The organism is Bacillus sp. REN3 (assembly GCF_017912555.1).
Taxonomy (GTDB): Bacteria; Bacillota; Bacilli; order Bacillales; family Cytobacillaceae; genus Mesobacillus.
This window is the reverse complement of record NZ_JAERSD010000009.1, coordinates 1-17178: the sequence shown is the minus strand read 5'-3', so window position 1 is coordinate 17178 and position 17178 is coordinate 1. Positions and strand designations below refer to the sequence as shown.

19 protein-coding genes are annotated in these 17178 nt (G+C 47.7%); 6 read left to right on the top strand and 13 right to left on the bottom strand.

All coding sequences use genetic code 11. The features are described 5' to 3' along the window. Positions 1–40: 40 nt before the first annotated feature. From thrB to yutH, 5 genes are all read right to left on the bottom strand, one after another. On the bottom strand, positions 41–973 hold the full coding sequence (thrB, locus tag JJQ88_RS09765; protein WP_246861040.1) for a homoserine kinase: 933 nt from the start codon (positions 971–973) through the stop codon (positions 41–43). Next, entirely contained in the window at positions 970–2031 is a 1062-nt protein-coding gene (gene thrC / locus JJQ88_RS09760) for a threonine synthase (protein WP_210365701.1), read from the bottom strand. Before thrC ends, thrB begins: the two co-directional genes overlap by 4 nt. Next, positions 2028–3323: a homoserine dehydrogenase gene (locus tag JJQ88_RS09755; protein WP_210365700.1), complete on the bottom strand. Its 1296-nt coding sequence runs from the start codon at positions 3321–3323 to the stop codon at positions 2028–2030. Before JJQ88_RS09755 ends, thrC begins: the two co-directional genes overlap by 4 nt. A 195-nt stretch (positions 3324–3518) precedes the next feature. After that, a complete protein-coding gene (locus JJQ88_RS09750; protein ID WP_210365699.1) occupies positions 3519–4499 on the bottom strand; it encodes a 2-hydroxyacid dehydrogenase in 981 nt (326 codons plus the stop codon). Positions 4500–4583: 84 nt separating this feature from the next. Beyond that, entirely contained in the window at positions 4584–5600 is a 1017-nt protein-coding gene (gene yutH, locus JJQ88_RS09745; RefSeq protein ID WP_349237119.1) for a spore coat putative kinase YutH, read from the bottom strand. 225 nt (positions 5601–5825) lie between these two features. Here yutH and JJQ88_RS09740 point away from each other — a divergent pair, with 225 nt between their 5' ends. Then, positions 5826–6302, top strand: coding sequence for a phosphatidylglycerophosphatase A family protein (locus JJQ88_RS09740; protein ID WP_481748293.1), 477 nt, complete (start codon positions 5826–5828; stop codon positions 6300–6302). A 191-nt stretch (positions 6303–6493) separates the two neighbouring features. On the opposite strand, the gene JJQ88_RS09735 is transcribed toward JJQ88_RS09740, so the two are convergent. From JJQ88_RS09735 to JJQ88_RS09725, 3 genes are all read right to left on the bottom strand, one after another. Continuing rightward, entirely contained in the window at positions 6494–7258 is a 765-nt protein-coding gene (locus JJQ88_RS09735; protein WP_210365696.1) for a TIGR01457 family HAD-type hydrolase, read from the bottom strand. Positions 7259–7375: 117 nt separating this feature from the next. Beyond that, a complete protein-coding gene (locus tag JJQ88_RS09730; RefSeq protein WP_210365695.1) occupies positions 7376–7813 on the bottom strand; it encodes a DUF86 domain-containing protein in 438 nt (145 codons plus the stop codon). 79 nt (positions 7814–7892) lie between these two features. Further along, entirely contained in the window at positions 7893–8132 is a 240-nt protein-coding gene (locus JJQ88_RS09725) for an EAL domain-containing protein (protein ID WP_246861038.1), read from the bottom strand. 322 nt (positions 8133–8454) lie between these two features. Between JJQ88_RS09725 and glpX the strand changes: the two genes are divergently transcribed. From glpX to JJQ88_RS09710, 3 genes are all read left to right on the top strand, one after another. After that, positions 8455–9423: a class II fructose-bisphosphatase gene (glpX, locus tag JJQ88_RS09720; RefSeq protein ID WP_210365694.1), complete on the top strand. Its 969-nt coding sequence runs from the start codon at positions 8455–8457 to the stop codon at positions 9421–9423. 155 nt (positions 9424–9578) lie between these two features. Further along, positions 9579–9845, top strand: coding sequence for a DUF3055 domain-containing protein (locus tag JJQ88_RS09715; protein WP_210365693.1), 267 nt, complete (start codon positions 9579–9581; stop codon positions 9843–9845). A gap of 70 nt (positions 9846–9915) precedes the next feature. Further along, positions 9916–10197 (top strand): cytosolic protein, encoded by a 282-nt coding sequence (locus tag JJQ88_RS09710; protein ID WP_210365692.1) that lies wholly within the window; start codon positions 9916–9918, stop codon positions 10195–10197. A 31-nt stretch (positions 10198–10228) separates the two neighbouring features. Here JJQ88_RS09710 and JJQ88_RS09705 read toward each other — a convergent pair whose 3' ends face one another. Beyond that, positions 10229–10504 carry a YutD family protein gene (locus JJQ88_RS09705; RefSeq protein ID WP_210365691.1) on the bottom strand — a complete coding sequence of 92 codons (276 nt, stop codon included), beginning with the start codon at positions 10502–10504 and terminating at the stop codon, positions 10229–10231. Between the two features lie 134 nt (positions 10505–10638). Here JJQ88_RS09705 and JJQ88_RS09700 point away from each other — a divergent pair, with 134 nt between their 5' ends. Further along, positions 10639–11325 (top strand): YhcN/YlaJ family sporulation lipoprotein, encoded by a 687-nt coding sequence (locus JJQ88_RS09700; protein ID WP_210365690.1) that lies wholly within the window; start codon positions 10639–10641, stop codon positions 11323–11325. Positions 11326–11371: 46 nt separating this feature from the next. Here the strand turns inward: JJQ88_RS09700 and lipA are convergent, their stop codons facing one another. Further along, complete coding sequence (lipA, locus tag JJQ88_RS09695; protein WP_210365689.1) at positions 11372–12289, bottom strand: lipoyl synthase; 918 nt, start codon at positions 12287–12289, stop codon at positions 11372–11374. Positions 12290–12596: 307 nt separating this feature from the next. On the opposite strand from lipA, the gene JJQ88_RS09690 reads away from it, so the two are divergent. Next, positions 12597–13595, top strand: a complete 999-nt coding sequence (locus JJQ88_RS09690; protein WP_210365688.1) for a M23 family metallopeptidase — start codon at positions 12597–12599, stop codon at positions 13593–13595. 45 nt (positions 13596–13640) lie between these two features. Here JJQ88_RS09690 and JJQ88_RS09685 read toward each other — a convergent pair whose 3' ends face one another. From JJQ88_RS09685 to JJQ88_RS09675, 3 genes are all read right to left on the bottom strand, one after another. Then, positions 13641–13745 (bottom strand): methionine/alanine import family NSS transporter small subunit, encoded by a 105-nt coding sequence (locus JJQ88_RS09685; RefSeq protein WP_210365687.1) that lies wholly within the window; start codon positions 13743–13745, stop codon positions 13641–13643. Then, on the bottom strand, positions 13745–15256 hold the full coding sequence (locus JJQ88_RS09680; protein ID WP_210365686.1) for a sodium-dependent transporter: 1512 nt from the start codon (positions 15254–15256) through the stop codon (positions 13745–13747). The genes JJQ88_RS09685 and JJQ88_RS09680 overlap by 1 nt, the downstream gene beginning before the upstream one ends. A 235-nt stretch (positions 15257–15491) precedes the next feature. Beyond that, the gene (locus JJQ88_RS09675) at positions 15492–17078 is read right to left on the bottom strand and encodes a Na+/H+ antiporter NhaC family protein (protein WP_210365685.1); all 1587 of its coding nucleotides are present in this window, start codon (positions 17076–17078) and stop codon (positions 15492–15494) included. Positions 17079–17178: the final 100 nt, after the last annotated feature.

Below are 17178 nucleotides of genomic sequence, written 5' to 3'. Positions count from 1 at the left end.
GACAAAGCGGTTTTGCCTCCTAATGGCAAAACCGCTTTTTTTATGACTGGCATCCATTCCGTTCAATTTCCAGCCTGCGTACTTCCATTCCTTCAAGGCTGGCCTTCAGCGTTTCAGCCAGTTGCTTGCCTTTCCCCGGTTCCGCGAGGCAAAGGACAGATGGACCGGCTCCGCTAATGGCTGCTCCGAATGCGCCGCCCTCCAAGGCTTTTTCCCTGATTGACTCAAAGCCGGGTACGAGTCCCTTCCTGAATGGCTGATGGAACATGTCCGCATCCATCATTTTCCCTGCCAGCTTCCAATCCTTCACCATGAAAGCAGCAAGCAGCTGGTTGGCAATCGCACTGGCCTGGACTGCATAAGAAAAGGCAACAGTCTTTGGAAGCACTTCACGTGAAGACTCGGTCAACAGCTCTTCACCCGGGATGACCAGGACCGGATCGAATTCGATATTCTGAAGAACTGTGAGATTCACATCTTCCCCAATTTGGCTTCCTACAACGACACCTCCATACAGAGATGCCCCGACATTATCCGGATGGCCCTCAAGCTTTGCCGCGATCCGCAACTTCTCCACCTGGCTGAGCCCAAGGCTGCAAAAACGGTCAGCCAGTTCAATTCCGGCGACAATTGCTGCCGCGCTGGATCCAAGACCTCTTGCAAGCGGGATATCACTATGGACCAATACTTTCAACGGCGGCATCTCCTGCTTGTACATCTTTGCTGTATGGATGGCAGTCTGGCAAATGAAATTGCTTTCGTCCCGCGGAAACTTCATCAGATCTTCAGACTGATGAATGACTTCCCAGTTCGCGTTCCTTTCTGCTGTAACGGTCAAATACAGACTTAGCGCGACCCCGTAGGAATCGAATCCGGGGCCAAGGTTCGCAGAACTCGCTGGTACTTTGACCATCACTGATTCAGTATTTTGCGATACAGACGGCCAGTCCATGTGATCTTCCACCTGGTTCATTGGCGGACCACTCCCTTGATATGCTCACTCACGACACGCTCATCATTCGGCAGGAGTACGGGCGCTATTTCGCTGGCGTCAATAGCGGTTGCCGGATCCTTCAGGCCGTTGCCGGTAAGGACTGCCACAACCTTCGCTCCACGCGGGATTTTGCCTTGCTTCAAAAGTTTGTGGATGCCTGCAAGCGAAGCGCAAGAGGCAGGTTCGGCGAAAATTCCCTCTGACGATGCCAGCATCCTGTATGCCTCTAAAATTTCATCGTCAGAAACCTCGTCGATTTTCCCGTTTGATTCATCCTGTGCGTTCACCGCCAGATCCCAGCTTGCCGGGTTGCCAATCCTGATGGCCGTTGCAATGGTTTCCGGCTGGGCAATCGGCTTGCCCTGGACGATGGCCGCAGCTCCCTCGGCCTCAAATCCGTACATCCTTGGCAAACCAGTAGCTTTTGCAGCGTCATACTCTTTGAAACCCTTCCAATAGGCGCTGATGTTGCCGGCGTTTCCAACAGGAATGGCAAGGATATCCGGTGCGCCGCCCAATTCATCGCATATTTCAAAGGCTGCTGTCTTTTGTCCTTCGAGCCGGTATGGATTCACCGAGTTCACGAGCGTGACCGGTTCTGTTTCGCTGATCGCCCGGACAATTCTAAGCGCTTCATCGAAATTGCCTTCAATTGATACAATACTTGCGCCATACATCACCGCTTGCGCCAGCTTCCCCATGGCAATCTTCCCTTCAGGGATGACGATGATGCAGCGAAGTCCCGCCCTGGCTGCGTAAGCGGCCGCCGAGGCAGATGTATTCCCTGTGGATGCGCAAATGACCGTATCGCTGCCTTCTTCCTTCGCTTTCGCAACAGCCATGACCATCCCCCGGTCCTTGAAGGAACCCGTTGGATTGGCTCCCTCCACTTTCACAAAAAGGTCAAGCCCCCATTCCTCTGAAAGCCGGCTAAGCTTGATCAAAGGGGTATTCCCTTCATGGAGTGTCAATAATGGGGTTTTATCCGATACGGGCAAAAATTCCCGGTATTCACTCAATAATCCGCGCCAGCTCATACCCCAGCACCCCCTTCGACCCTGTAGGAGCTTTTGATTTCCTTCACACCAGCAAGATCGCGGAGATTCACCAGGATATTCTCATAATTTTCAAGCGAAGCATGATGGGTGATGATGACAATTTCCGAAGCTTTATCCTTCAGGGGCACCTGCAGGATCTTTTCAAAGCTGACATTATTATTTGAAAATAACGCAGTGATTTTGGCAAATACGCCTATTTCATCCTCAACATGGAATCTTAAAAAATACTTTGAATGGACTTCACTTGGCTTTTTTAATTGTTTTTCATATTGAGGCGAGACAAACGAACTTCCATTTACACCCAGTCTCATATTCTTGACTACCCCGACTAAATCCGAAACAACTGCTGTCGCTGTAGGGAGGCTGCCTGCTCCAGGCCCATAAAACATTGTCTCCCCCACCGCTTCACCATAGACATAGACGGCATTGTATTCATTATGGACAGACGCCAGCGGATGAGAAGCTGGAAGAAGGGTCGGCTGGACGCTGATCTCGACTTTTTCACCTTCACGCTGGGCGATTCCCAAGAGTTTCATCGTGTAGCCAAGCTGCTTTGCATATTGAAGATCCTCTTCTGTCACCTCTGTGATACCCTTCACTTTCACATCATCAAGATCGATCTTCATCGAGAAACCAAGCGTTCCTAGAATCACCATCTTTCTGGCTGCATCAAGCCCTTCGACATCTGATGCAGGATTGGACTCAGCATAGCCAAGCCTTTGTGCTTCCTTAAGGACCGTTTCATAGGTGAGGCCCTCCTGGCTCATTTTAGTCAAGATGTAATTGGTCGTCCCGTTTACAATCCCCATCATTTTTGTAATGCGGTCTGAAGCAAGGCCGTCAACAAGGCTTCGTAAAATCGGGATTCCGCCGGCAACGCTTGCTTCGTAAAATAGATCACAGCCATTTTCAGTAGCAACAGTCAAAAGTTCTGATCCATGTACCGCCATTAAATCCTTATTGGCTGTCACAACATGTTTCTTCCTTTTGAGCGTCTCCAGCAAAAGTTTCCGTGTATCCTCCACACCGCCCATCACTTCAATGACTACATCGATATCTGGATCATCAAGAATGTCTTCCGGGTTTACCGTAAGAAGAGAAGAGTCAATCTTAACTGTCCTTTCTTTCACCGGATCCTGTACCAGTACTTTTTTAACCTTGATCGGGCAGCCGACCTGATGCATCAATTTATCCTGGTGGTTTTCAATGATTTTCACTACCCCCGAGCCGACTGTACCTAATCCTAAAAGTCCAATTGAGATTGCTTCCATTCGTCCTTCCCCTCTCCTTCTGTCCTCTATAAAAGAACAATTGTTTATATATAGTAGACATTATAATTTCAGAAGGTTTGTTTTACAAGGGGTTTTTACCTGGTTTCTTTTATGTAAACGCTTCCTCCTATGCTGCTGTAAGCGTAAAAAAATTATAAGAAAAAGGGCTTCCCCGCCTGGAAAGCCCTTTCCTCATTATTTATGGAGCAATTCTTTGTTCACAATCGTCTTCGGATGGTCTCCGGTCAGCACTGCTTTGACATTCGCACAACAGAGCCTGATCATCGCTGTCCTTGTGTCTGTGCTTGCGCTTCCGATATGCGGCAATGCGGTCACATTCGGCAGCTGGAGCAGCTGGTGGCCAGATGAAATCGGTTCTTTTTCAAAGACGTCGAGTCCCGCTCCGGAAATCTCGTGATTTTTGAGTGCCTCATAGAGTGCCCTCTCGTCAACTACCGGGCCGCGGCCTGCATTGATGAAAATCGCGCTTTTTTTCATCCTTGAGAATATCTCTGCAGTGAATGTATGTCTCGTTTCCGAAGTAAGCGGAGCCAGGCTGACAACAAAATCGGCTTTTTCCACAAGTTCCTCAAAGGAACAGTATACTGCGCCTATTTCTTGTTCCGCGGCGATTTTCCGTGAACGATTATGATAAAGGATCTCCATTCCAAAGCCTGCCGCACGGCGGGCAACAGCTTCACCGATTTTCCCCATTCCAAATATGCCAATCGTCTTTCCATAGATATCATGGCCGGCAAGCAAATAAGGACTCCAGCCTTCCCACTTCCCCGATTTTACATATTCAGCCGCTTCCACAATCCTTCTGGCAGTGGTCATCAACAGCGCAAACGTTAGATCGGCAGTAGTCTCCGTCAGCACATCAGGAGTATTGGTAACGATGATGCCATTCCTTGTCGCTGCCTCAAGATCAACATTATCAAAACCTACCGCCAGATTGGCAACTACCTTCAGTGCCTTCCCTGCAGCCAGTACCTCTTCATCTATCTTATCCGAAAGCATTGTGATCAAGGCATCCGCCTTTTTTGCTTCATTCAGTAAAATATCCCTCGGGACCGGGATATCGGAATGCTCCCACAGGTTGACTTCAAATTGCTGCGATATCTCGGCAATCGTGTCTTCGGGCAGCTTCCGTGTAATGTAAATATACGGTTTCATGTCATAATCCTCCATGTCAGCAATATGTATGAACAATAATATTATTCTAACATATCATGCGTCCATACCAGCAAAGAATTGCGACTACCGTAATAACCAATCCACTGCCGGGAGTTTCGCAGCTTTCACCGGTGCATCGCAAAGCTGATAAAAGCTGCCGAGGAACCTTTCATGATCGCTGCTCTGGCTCAAATACTTCCGCAATTGGTCCTCCAGCTGATGCTTCATTTGTTCGGAATGCGTGATGTAATAATTCTCAATGCACTCAAAATAGTGAAGAGGGATCAGCAGCCTGGCATACAACAGCCTCCAGGAAAAAGGGGACAGAACTGATACACTCTGGTACTCCGATAAAAACTTCCTGATATCCGGATGACTCGTTTGGATATTGGAGAAGTAGCGTTCCCTCACCCACTCGGCGAGATCCCTGCTCCCATGGTCAAATACCCAATCAAATGGATTTTTGATAAAATACTTTCCTCGCCAGACTGCATTTGTGAATCGCTCATGGCAGACTGTGCCACTGTCCATCTGCAGCGGCTTTTCATCAATCTCGGCATCGGCAAGGTATTGAATCGCATTCTCGGCAATTCCCATATAATAGGGGAAAGACTCAATGAACATGCGCTCAAACTCATTCTCCGGCGGGATATACAGCTTCCCGCTCCACACTTGCTCCATCTGGTCCAGCCTTTTTTCCCAAAGCCGCTTCCACTCTCCAACCCGGTTCAGGCTTTCCACCTTGAACGGAATCCGCCTTCCGCGCATATGGAACTTGGCCAGCTTCCTGCCGGTTTTCATTTCTTTTGGTACTGGAGCTGCCCGGTTCAAGAGCACACAATATTGGCTGTCCTGCCAGTCGCAGATTTGCCTTCCTTGTTTGTCAGGCAGCAGCCGGGATACATGCCGGTCTCCATGCTGGTGCATATGGTCGATCATCCTTGATAATTCACTTATTTCTTGCTCTTTCCTTCCGTTTGCCGCCATAATGATATATAGTCCTTCGTTTTGCTTATAACCATGGTATCTACCTAGACTAACTTCTGAATCCGCAGAAATCCCATATGCTTCCTTCAACATTTTCTGGTACAATTTTGTCACCTCATTTCAGGTCCGCCTGTTAACAAATATATGTTTGCTGTTAAAAAACTTGTGTGAACAATAGGATGAATAAGCGAATACGTTCTGGAGATGATTTTTAAGGAGCCAATAACTTGCACCAAACGGATTAGAAAGAATAATGTAGGATAAATAGGATATGTAAGCAGAGCTGCAATCAAAACTAGAAAGGTGATGCAGATGTTAGAGAACAAACGTGCAATCCAAATGACAGAGGAGACAGCCCGGAAATGGCTCCGCGAACGCGGTGTTGAAGTGAAGGACATTGCTGAGCTTGTCTTTTTCCTTCAAGAGAAATACCACCCGGACCTGCAAATGGAGGATTGTATCGAAAACGTGGAACGGGTCCTATCAAAACGTGAGGTCCAGAACGCGATCCTGACAGGAATCCAGCTGGATATCCTTGCTGAAGAAAATAAACTGGGAGAACCGCTGCAGTCGATCATCGAAACAGATGAAAGCCTGTATGGTGTGGATGAAATCCTCGCTTTTTCCATTGTGAATATATACGGTTCCATCGGTTTTACAAATTACGGATACATCGACAAGCTTAAACCAGGCATTCTGGAAAAATTGAATGATAAGTCTTCCGGAAAGGTGCACACTTTCCTTGACGATCTTGTCGGCGCGATCGCTGCCGCTGCATCCAGCCGACTTGCCCACAGAGCGGCAAACACAGAATGATATAAAAGGGGAGACTTATTGAAGTTATCCTCTGGAATCATCCTGTTGCTCGGGAGCCCAGGAGGACCGAAGCAGACTCACCCAGCTGCCATTGCTGGCTATATTCGTTGCGGCATCAAAATCTTCATAGAATTAGCCTGAGGAAATAGAAAGGGGACCGAAGCCGTGCTGGCCTTGGTCCCTTTCCCATTCTATACTTCCCATTCATCAAGCGAATCGACTGTGTACGTTGGCATTTCCTTATATCCCTTAAGCAGTTCCTTCGTGGTCACGCCAGTGTGCACAAGCAATGTATCGATTCCAGCCCTCATTCCTGCAAGAATATCCGTATCGTAATAATCGCCGACCATCAAGGTGTCAGCTTTGTCCGTCCCTAGAACCTTGAGAGCCTGTTCCATGATGATGGACTCCGGCTTGCCGATGAAAATCGGCTCGGTCTGCGTGGAAACAGCAATGACGGAAGTCAAGGAACCATTCCCCGGCAGCAAGCCCCGCTCGGTGGGGATGGCAATATCGCCATTCGTGGAAATGAAAGTGGCTCCGTTCCTTACCGCGAGGCAGCCTACTGCCAGCTTTTCGTACGTAATCTCCCGGTCAATGCCGGAGACAACGAAATCCGCATCTTCACCGGCAAATTCCAGGCCTTTCTCCTCAATGGCTGTTCGGATCCCTTCTTCTCCAATGACATATACACCGGCATCCGGTTTTCGCTCATATATATAGTTAGCAGTAGCCTGGCTAGTAGTGAATACCTGTTCTTCCGATGCAGGAATACCAAACCTTCTCAGCTTGTCCGCCACCTGGGCCGGTGTCCGCGCGGAATTATTTGTCACAAACAGATAAGGGATTCCGGCATCGATCAGCCTTTTGACGAAATCCGCCGCTGCATCAATGCGTTCGGACCCTTTGTACATCGTCCCATCCAGATCGATCAAATATCCTTTATATTTCTTCATGGTGCTCACTCCTCGGAATATGTTCTTCGAAACTCATTTTACAAATGCTCTGCTCCTGTCGCAAAAAAATGGTTCTTCACGATAAAAGAGACCGTTCCAACGGTCTCTTCTGCTGCGTTATTTCTTGAATGCTGAAACGGGACCCAGTTCATTGTCCAGATACTCGCAGACCTTTGGCGGAAATTGTTTCAGCAGCGGAAGTTCTGCTTCGAAGGTTTCCTTCAGCTTCCCGTGCTCCACTGCGGTATATTGCTGAACAACCATCTTCCTTGATTCGATGAGTTTTTTCAGGCTTACGCCCATTTCTGCGGTGACGACTTTTTCATCTGTCAAGATATCGATGATATCCTCATAGCTACCGGGATCACGCATGATGAATCCATCAATCATCGAATTGCCGACATCCAGGACTGCTTCGATCATCGTATGGGCCACGCGCTCAAGTGCTGCCAGCTCCATCGTCGTTTCCCACCGTTCCTGTTTTTCGAAAAAATCGATTTGCCTTTCAAGGAACCCCAGCGTCGCTTCAATTTGTTCACGGTCTACAAAATACATTCCACACACCTCACACAGATACTATACGGCTTGCAAGAAACCCGGGCGGGCATAAAAATAGCCATGGGCCAGGTCGACATTAATCCTTGAAAGCACGGAAGCCCCCTCCTCGCTTTCGATTCCCTCGGTAACGACGAACAGATCCCGCTTCCCTCGCGACAAGCAGCAAGCCCTTCACCATCGATTCCTTCACTGAATTCTTGTCGATATTCTGGACGACAGAACGGTGCATTTTGATGACATCAGGTATGATCTCACTGACCGTATTCAGTCTTGCGTAGCCAGAACCTGTATCATCAACAGCAATCTTAAAGCCCATGCCTCTTCATACCTTTATATTATAAATAAAATTCACAATTCCCTCAATCGAATCCCTTTCGGTCATCTCAATCGTGTTCTGCCCCTGCTGGATGATTTGCGGGATTTCATCATCTTTTTCAAGTCACGGACACGAACCTGGTATGTCCATCCTCTCAGAAGATGCCTGGAACTTTTCTATATTGTATCATATCCAGACGGACTAGATAATTTCCCCAAGCTATTGACCTGAAATTTTTTCCTTTTTTCAGAAATGTTCAGAAGCAATCGTTTTTCTGGTAAGATGGTGGATGAGAATGCAGTCGAAAATGGAGGAGAGTCACTTGGAACGCGAACTTGCGCTAGAAATTGTCAGAGTCACCGAAGCTGCGGCATTGGCTTCAGCCCAGTGGATGGGACGAGGGAAAAAGAACGAAGCGGATGATGCTGCCACTACTGCGATGAGAAAAATGTTCGATTCCGTCAATATGGATGGAATCGTCGTCATCGGCGAGGGCGAGCTAGACGAAGCCCCAATGCTGTACATAGGCGAAAAACTCGGTACGGGAATGGGACCTAAGGTAGATATTGCCGTTGACCCGCTCGAAGGCACAAATATCGTCGCCAAAGGCCATAACAACGCAATGGCCGTCATTGCAGTAGCGGATAAAGGGACTCTCCTCCACGCACCTGATATGTATATGCAAAAAATCGCAGTCGGCAAGAATGCTGCCGGAAAAGTCAGCCTTGATGACCCGATTGAAAAAACGATCGAAATCGTGGCTGAAGCAAACAACAAAAGGATACAGGATCTGACTGTCATCATCCAGGAACGGGAACGCCATGAAGAAATGATTGAACGCGTAAGGCAAAAAGGCGCACGGGTAAAATTGTTTGGCGATGGAGATGTCGGTGCATCAATTGCGACCGCACTTTCCCACACCGGGGTTGATCTTTTCGTTGGGATTGGCGGTGCCCCAGAGGGTGTCATTTCCGCTGCCGCGATCAAGGCTCTTGGCGGCGATATGCAGGCTCGCCTCGTTCCCTTCACAGAGGAGGAAGAAAACCGCTGCATTTCAATGGGATTGAAGGACCCTCGCCAGTTGTTGACACTGGATGAACTCGTTTCCGGTGATGACGCGATTTTTGCTGCCACCGGGGTTTCAAGCGGTGAATTGCTTGATGGAGTCAGGTTCCTTGGAGGCGACCTGGTGGAAACACATTCGATTGTCATGCGTTCCAAGACAAGAACGGTCCGCTACATAACAGCGCACCATCACCTTGAACATAAACCGCATCTTGTGATGCTGTAGACTGTTTCCTGGCAGAGGCTGCAGGAAACAATTTGGAAAAGGGATGGACCTTTTAACAAACAGCAGGCACTTTTTTTTCGTATTAGAGACTGAATCATTATAGATTCATGGATACAGAACTATTATTTGCCAGTAACCAATTGGGAGGATACACGATGACAGACCGCTTTTTTCTTTATGATGAGACAGAAGATACAAAAACCCGTTTCGTAAGCTTTATGGGCGAAAACCAGCGTTTTGACCTGGCAATCATGAAAACTGATCGCTATTATGGGAAAAGCATCGTCCTGGATATCCAGGGCAGCCGTTTCGCTATACTCGGCCAGGACGACCTTGATGAAGAAGGATACCTTGAGTATGCATATAACCTTTCCGAGGAAGATGCTGAGGAATTGCGCTCTTTCCTTCGCCAGATTGTCTAGGCGCCTCCTCCTGGATGGTTTCCCCGCCAAAAAGGCATACTAGGGGAAACAAGCAAAGGAGTGGTAGCCATTGAGCGACGAAGAACGTGAATACTTTGATTTTTCCAATGTAGAAAAACAAAGGAATTATGTAACCGCTGAAGATTTGCCAGATGGCCCTTATGGATCGCCCTTCCGCCATGATGAACCGGTTGAAGGAAAGAGTACTCCCTGGCGTGAAGGGCAACGTTCATACAGCAATTTCAACTATGAGTTCAAGTCGATGCATCAAGGGGCACCGCGCCAGGAGGCCGGAGCCCATCCTACTCACGACGACCCGGACGAAAGCGAACAGCAGCCATATAGTGAATAAGCAAGAGGACCCAGCCGGGTCCTCTTTTTGTTTATTTTGCAACCTTCTTCGCAACAAAATAAGCACAGCCAAAGTTGCAATATTCATATAGATATTCGCTCAATGTACTGATTTTCGTATCAAATGTCGATTTCTGGTTCTGGTCATCGAAGAAGCCTCTCAGTCTGAGCTGTCCGTACCCCCAGTCGCCTACGATATAATCATACTTCGTCAGAATTTCACTGTAACGGGCCCGAAAGGCTTCTTCATTGAATCCGTTCCGCTGCTCATCGACAATTTCATAGCAAAGATTATTGATGCAAATCATCGGTCCACCTCTTTTTCACTGCTGATTTCATCTGTTTGCAATGTTGATTTATTTAAATTATAACTTATTCCCCATCAATTACTAAGCAAAAAAATTAATTTGAATGCCACCCTAACAATTAGGGGGTGTTAAAAATGAAAAAATCAATCATTGCTTTAGGTATTTGCGGTGCCGCTGCGCTGACAGGCTGCGCCAGCAACGATGCTTTTCGTGATGAAGACGGCAGCAAGGCAGGCATCTATCGCCAGAGCGGCAATACACTGAATGTCAATGACCAGCGGCTTGATTTATACAACGAGGAAGGCCGTAAGGATATGGAAGACAAAAGTGAGGACTTTGGATATGTCCGCCACCAAAAAACAGGCATCATGGGTGAGGACAATACAGATGCCTATCAGGCAATCGACCGGGAGCAGATGGCAGACATGATTGGCAGGTTCTGCACGATGACCCCGAATGTCGATGATGTTTCCACGCTTGTTACGGATGAAGAGGTCTTGATTGTTTATAAAACGGATTCAAAAAATCGTTTTGAAACAGCAGACCAGATCAAGAAAACGGGCATGTCCGTTGTTCCGCGCTGGTACCACGTCTATGTATCGGATAACACGAACCTCCGCAAGGATGTCGAGAACTTTGCTTCCCTTGACACGGACAGCCGTGACATCGATACAATGATTGACGGAGTCGTCAAACAAATGCTGAAATCCCCTCAAGGCAGGGACATGAGCACCGGCGAAAACGCGAACGGCGAAGCAAAGGGCGAAATGAACCATGAAGTGGACAAAGACGACATTTCACGCCAAATGAAGAAGAAATAAAATAAAAAGAGTTCAGCACGTCAACGCTGAACTCTTTGCCTTTCTTCTATGCCTGCTGTGCTTCCTGTCCGGCAATCTGCTGCTTGTGCTTTGCGGCTGCATTGACCTGCTCGTCGGCATGGTAGGACGAACGGACAAGCGGTCCTGCTTCACAATGGCTGAAGCCCTTTTGCAAAGCGATTTCCTTCAGCTCGGAGAACTCATCGGGATGGTAATATTTTATGACTTCCAGATGCTTCTTGGAAGGCTGCAAATACTGGCCAAGCGTCAGGATATCCACGTTGTTCGCACGCAGGTCATCCATTGCTTCGATGATTTCTTCCTTTGTTTCCCCGAGGCCAATCATGATGCTTGATTTTGTCGGGATATCCGGCTGCATTTCTTTTGCCCTGCGCAGGAATTCAAGTGACCGTTCATATGTAGCACGCGCCCTGATTCGTGGTGTCAAGCGTTTGACTGTTTCGATGTTATGGTTCAGGATATCCGGGCGGGAATCCATCAACGTCTTCAGGTTTTCAAGGGCTCCACCCATGTCAGAAGGAAGCACCTCAATCGAAGTGAATGGATTCTTCCTGCGAATCGCCCTGACTGTTTCGGCAAAAACAGCTGCGCCGCCATCCTTCAAGTCATCGCGGGCTACAGCTGTGACGACGACATGCTTCAGGTTCATCATTGTCACAGAGTCTGCTACGCGTTCCGGCTCCTGCCAGTCAAGCTCGGTTGGAAGTCCTGTCTTGACTGCGCAGAAACGGCAGGCACGAGTACAAACATCACCCAGGATCATGAAGGTCGCAGTTCTTCTGACAGCCCAACACTCATGGATGTTGGGACATTTTGCTTCTTCACAGACCGTATGGAGGCTTTTCTCCCTCATCATTTTTTTCAGGCCTGTATAGTTTTCGTTCGTATTCAGCTTTATTTTCAGCCACTCAGGCTTGCGTTGGAACTCTTTTTTGCTGCTCATGATTTCACTCCATTCCTGTTGCAATACATCAAGAACACCATGAAAAGATCAGGGTCGATATAGAGCTTCTGTTGTCACTTTAACACAACGAAAATCGCTCGACAAGTGACACACTTTTCCGATTACCAATAATTGATATTTATGAAAACAAACCTTTCTCACAAACTAAAGGAAGAAAAAAAACACCACAAAAAGAGGAACACCCCAGATTGAGATACTTTTTGTACGGCTAGCTCCCTTCCTATGCATGCCTGGGAGACATAAGGAAAAAACGGTGTACTTGCAGAAAAAACATGAAGGGGGGATTATGGTGAGAATCCTAATAGCATTCGTCATTCTTTTTTCATCCATTAGTCCATGGTTTGAAACGGCATCAGCAGCGGAACATGGCGAAGATGTCTACCGGAAAAGAATGGAGCTGTATCAGCGGGTGGAAGCGATTACCCATATACCATGGTATTATATAGCCGCGGTTGATCAATACGAGCGGAATGTCCGCCAGGCAAGAAAGGATTTGCCTAAAGCAGAGGGAATATCAGGGATCTATTTCAAGCCCGAGGAATGGGCAGGTTTGCTGAATCCGAATCCTGATGATGACCATCCTGTTTCAATTGAATTTTTCAATGGCATCGGGTTTGACGGAAATGGAGATGGCAAGGCAAAACTAAGTGACGACGAGGATGTCCTTCACGCTTTCGCGCAATATCTCCTCGGCTACGGTACAGACCATGAAAACTTGAAGATCGGACTCTGGAATTATTATAAAAGGGATAAAACAGTCGGGATCATCATTGACAAAGCGATGATCTATAAGCATTTTGGAAGGCTCGACCTGGAAACCCATTCGTTCCCTCTCCCTCTAAGGAGCAATCACAGCTACCGTAATACTTGGGGTGATGCCCGCGGCTGGGGTGGCAGGCGCATTCACGAAGGGACGGACATTTTCGCTGGCTACGGCGTCCCCGTCCGTGCTACCGGGTACGGAATCGTGGAGATGAAAGGCTGGAACAAGTACGGAGGCTGGCGTGTCGGCATCCGCGATATCAATAATACGTATCATTATTATGCCCATCTGAGCGGCTTTGCGAAGGATTTAAAGGTCGGACAGATTGTTGAACCAGGAACAGTCATTGGCGGTGTTGGAAGCTCTGGCTACGGACCTCCGGGAACTTCTGGGAAATTCCCTCCTCATTTGCATTACGGCATGTACAAGGACAACGGCTATACCGAGTGGTCCTTCGACCCTTACCCTCATTTGAAAATGTGGGCAAGGCAGGAACGGACAAGGCTTAAGAAAGGAAGTTAGCAGAATGAAGAAAGGGCCAGCCCTCAACAGGCCGGCCCTTTCGCTTTATGAGGAACGGGATTTCTTGACAGCATGGAGGATGCTTGCTCCAAGTCCCCCCCAAATAATTGCGATCCCTAATATCATCATCACTACTGCGCTTGTATCCATTATTTAGAAACCCCCTTCTCGTGAGGAACTTTATACAGAGAATGATCCCATTTCTTGATGTTGGCAAAAATGAACCCGACTGCAATCGCGCCGATGGCAACCAGCCAGCCATAATAAACGTTGAACATGACCGGATAACCGCCATAGCTTGTTTTCAAGTCGGTCATGATGTTCATGACCATCATGATTCCAAGAACAACTGGAGTGATGAATTTCAGTGAAATGTTCCACCAGCTGCCAAGGCGGATGTCGGAGATGCCATCTGCATGATCACGCAGGCTGTTCAATTCTTTTGCCACCCAGACAACGAAAATGACTTCAACCAAGCCTGCTAGCGCCACCCCATAATTGTTGATGAACGCATCAGTGGTGTCAAGGAAGTTCAGCCCTCCCTGAGTAGCGAACAGGATGGAAATCAACGCGGACAAGCCGCCTCCAATTGCTACTGCCTTTGTTCGGGAAATCTTGAACTTCTCCTGGACACCGGCCACATAGGTTTCAACTATCGAAATCAGCGATGAAAGACCCGCCAGCGTCAAACTCGTGAAGAATAAGACCCCGAACAATCCGCTTAGGAATGGAAGCTCATTAATAATTTGCGGGAAAATCGCGAACGCAAGGATGACTCCCTTGCTGACAACCTCGCTCACTGGCACACCCTGCTGGGAAGCCATGAAGCCAAGTGCGGCGAAGACACCGATACCGGCAAGCAATTCGAAAGAAGAGTTTGCAAAGCCAGTAATGAAAGCATTATTCGTGATATCTGATTTCTTAGGCAGATAGCTTGAATAAGTGATCATGATTGCAAAGGCAATCGACAAACTGAAGAAGATTTGCCCATATGCAGCAACCCAAACTTTTCCGTTCAAGATCTGGCTCCAGTCTGGCTTGAAAAAGGCGTTGACGCCATCAATTGCACCTTCAAGGGTTAAAGCGCGAACAACGATGATCAGGAATAAAATAACAAGTGCAGGAATAAAGATTTTGTTCGCTACTTCGATTCCCTTCTTGACTCCTTTGAACAAAATGCCCAAGGTAATGAACCATACAAGAACCAGCGGAAGGAATACCCCTGGAACGATGCTGCCGACAGTACCTGGATCAACGACTTTCAGATAATCGCCGACAAGGAAATTCAACGGGTCCTTGCCCCATTGCTTTCCAAAAGAAAAATAAGCATAAGATATTGCCCAGGCAATGATGACAGCGTAGTAAGTGGATATGACAAAGGAAACTGCCAGCTGCCACCAGCCGATCCACTCAGCTCCTTTTCTCATCCTTGCTAAACTCAAAGGTGCTGAGCCACGGTATTTATGGCCGATTGTGAATTCCAGGATCAAAATCGGGATACCCGCTGTCAATAACGCGAATAAGTACGGCAGGAAGAATGCTCCACCTCCATTCTCATAGGCAACCCCAGGGAAGCGCCAAATATTTCCCAATCCGACCGCAGACCCAATTGCTGCAAGGATGAAGCCAGCCCTTGTACCCCATTGTGGACGGTTTTCCATTATGAATCCCCCTCTCTTTCTAACTCTCTAGGAAAAAATGAGCAATTAGAAAGTTTTATATTTTCAGACTTTTTATAGCCTTAGTATAGCTAGTTTTTATTTTGTTGTCAAAATATTATTTTGAAAATAACAAATTTTTTCACAAAATCGATTTCTGTCGAAAAATATCGCTTAATTTTTACCAAAAAACCGGCATAAAGATAAAAAGCTGCCTGGGTTCCAGGCAGCCTGATTACTATTCTGCAAGATTTTCTTTGAAAACTTCTTGTTCCTGAGGCTTGCTTCCAAAGATGAAAGCAAAGGCAATGAGCAGGATGACGACTGCAGCCAATGCAATAAGAGTGCTGCCAGTGAATCCGATCATCAGGAAGCCTACAGCTGCAATCGCAGCAGAAATCAACGCATATGGCAATTGGGTCATGACGTGGTCCATATGGTGGGCACCCGCTCCAGTCGAAGAAAGGATGGTTGTATCAGAAATCGGTGAACAATGGTCGCCGAAAACCGCGCCGGCCAATACTGCAGCCAGGGCTGGAAGCAGGATGCTGATGTCGGCAGCTGCAGCTATATCTCCCGCGATCGGCAGCAGGATTCCGAACGAACCCCATGAAGTACCGGTAGAGAAAGCCATGATTCCTGCTACAATAAACAACAGGAATGGAAGGAAGGAAATACTCATATTCGAGCTTTCCACAAGGCCGGCAAGATATTTGCCGGTTTCGAGCCTGCCGATCAAATCAACGATCACCCAGGCAAATAGCAGGATGTAAATCGCCGGCAGCATCGCCTTGATTCCTTCCAGGATCCCTTTGCCAAAAGCATTGCGGCTGACACCCTTGAGGACAAGAGATTGCCTTGCGAACATGATCAAAGAAACAGCAAGTCCCAATCCCCCGCCTATCACAAGAGATTTTGTCACATCTGTATTTTCAAACACTTTAAAGATGGTCGCTTTTCCTTCAACCGCGGTGTACCCGGTCCAAAGCATCGCACCGACAGTCGCTATGACAAGGACAGCAATCGGCCATAACAAGTCGCCGACAGTCCCTCTGTTGCTAGTCGGCAGGTCATCTTTCAATTCTCCAGGCACTGGTTTGTCGCTTGCCACGACAATCCCTTCGTTGATTGCACGTTCTTCATGCATCTTCATCGGACCGATTTCGATATTGCGAAGAGCGATGATGAACACCATAGCCAATGCGGCAATCGCATAAAAATTCATTGGCGCCATTTGCAGGAAGGCTGAAAAAGCCGTGTATTCCTTCACACCATGCGCGGCAAGGATCGTGCCAATCAGCGCAATGATATAAGCGCCCCAGCTGGAAATAGGGGAAATGACACACACAGGCGCTGAAGTCGAATCGATTACATAAGCAAGCTTCGCGCGTGATACACGCTGGCGATCCGTGATCGGACGTGTGATTTGCCCTACTGCAAGGGCATTGAAATAATCATCGATGAAAATGATCATGCCCAGGATCGCCCCAACAAGCTGGGCTCCTGTCCGCGTCTTCACTCTTTTCATTGCCCAGTCGCCGAACGCCCTGCTTCCTCCTGAAATCGATATGAATGCTGTAATCATGCCTAAAAGCAACAAGAACAGGATAATATACAGGCTAGAAGTGTTGAGCTCTCCGTCTGCTATGAAAATTGCTTTCACTGCATCTCCCAGGATCGCTACCGTTTTTCCGATATTGAACTCAGCCAGCAGCAGTGCGGCTGCGAATATGCCGGTCCCAAGGGACAAGAGTACCCTCCTTGTCAGGACTACCATCAGGATCGCGAGCAATGGCGGCAGCATTGAATAAATTGTATTCTCCATTTTTTCTCCTCCTTGTTTTAACACGTATTGTCAAAACTTTTATAAGAAATAGGTTATAAAATCCTATGATAGAGGGCTTTTTAAGCAAAAAAATTGTCAC

Coding starts and splice junctions, on each gene's coding strand:
- thrB (WP_246861040.1), bottom strand. CDS start 973: ATGAACCAGGTGGAAGATCACATGGACTGGCCGTCTGTATCGCAAAAT.
- thrC (WP_210365701.1), bottom strand. CDS start 2,031: ATGAGCTGGCGCGGATTATTGAGTGAATACCGGGAATTTTTGCCCGTA.
- JJQ88_RS09755 (WP_210365700.1), bottom strand. CDS start 3,323: ATGGAAGCAATCTCAATTGGACTTTTAGGATTAGGTACAGTCGGCTCG.
- JJQ88_RS09750 (WP_210365699.1), bottom strand. CDS start 4,499: ATGAAACCGTATATTTACATTACACGGAAGCTGCCCGAAGACACGATT.
- JJQ88_RS09740 (WP_481748293.1), top strand. CDS start 5,826: ATGACAGAGGAGACAGCCCGGAAATGGCTCCGCGAACGCGGTGTTGAA.
- JJQ88_RS09735 (WP_210365696.1), bottom strand. CDS start 7,258: ATGAAGAAATATAAAGGATATTTGATCGATCTGGATGGGACGATGTAC.
- JJQ88_RS09730 (WP_210365695.1), bottom strand. CDS start 7,813: ATGTATTTTGTAGACCGTGAACAAATTGAAGCGACGCTGGGGTTCCTT.
- JJQ88_RS09725 (WP_246861038.1), bottom strand. CDS start 8,132: ATGGGCTTTAAGATTGCTGTTGATGATACAGGTTCTGGCTACGCAAGA.
- JJQ88_RS09715 (WP_210365693.1), top strand. CDS start 9,579: ATGACAGACCGCTTTTTTCTTTATGATGAGACAGAAGATACAAAAACC.
- JJQ88_RS09705 (WP_210365691.1), bottom strand. CDS start 10,504: ATGATTTGCATCAATAATCTTTGCTATGAAATTGTCGATGAGCAGCGG.
- JJQ88_RS09700 (WP_210365690.1), top strand. CDS start 10,639: ATGAAAAAATCAATCATTGCTTTAGGTATTTGCGGTGCCGCTGCGCTG.
- lipA (WP_210365689.1), bottom strand. CDS start 12,289: ATGAGCAGCAAAAAAGAGTTCCAACGCAAGCCTGAGTGGCTGAAAATA.
- JJQ88_RS09690 (WP_210365688.1), top strand. CDS start 12,597: ATGGTGAGAATCCTAATAGCATTCGTCATTCTTTTTTCATCCATTAGT.
- JJQ88_RS09685 (WP_210365687.1), bottom strand. CDS start 13,745: ATGGATACAAGCGCAGTAGTGATGATGATATTAGGGATCGCAATTATT.
- JJQ88_RS09680 (WP_210365686.1), bottom strand. CDS start 15,256: ATGGAAAACCGTCCACAATGGGGTACAAGGGCTGGCTTCATCCTTGCA.
- JJQ88_RS09675 (WP_210365685.1), bottom strand. CDS start 17,078: ATGGAGAATACAATTTATTCAATGCTGCCGCCATTGCTCGCGATCCTG.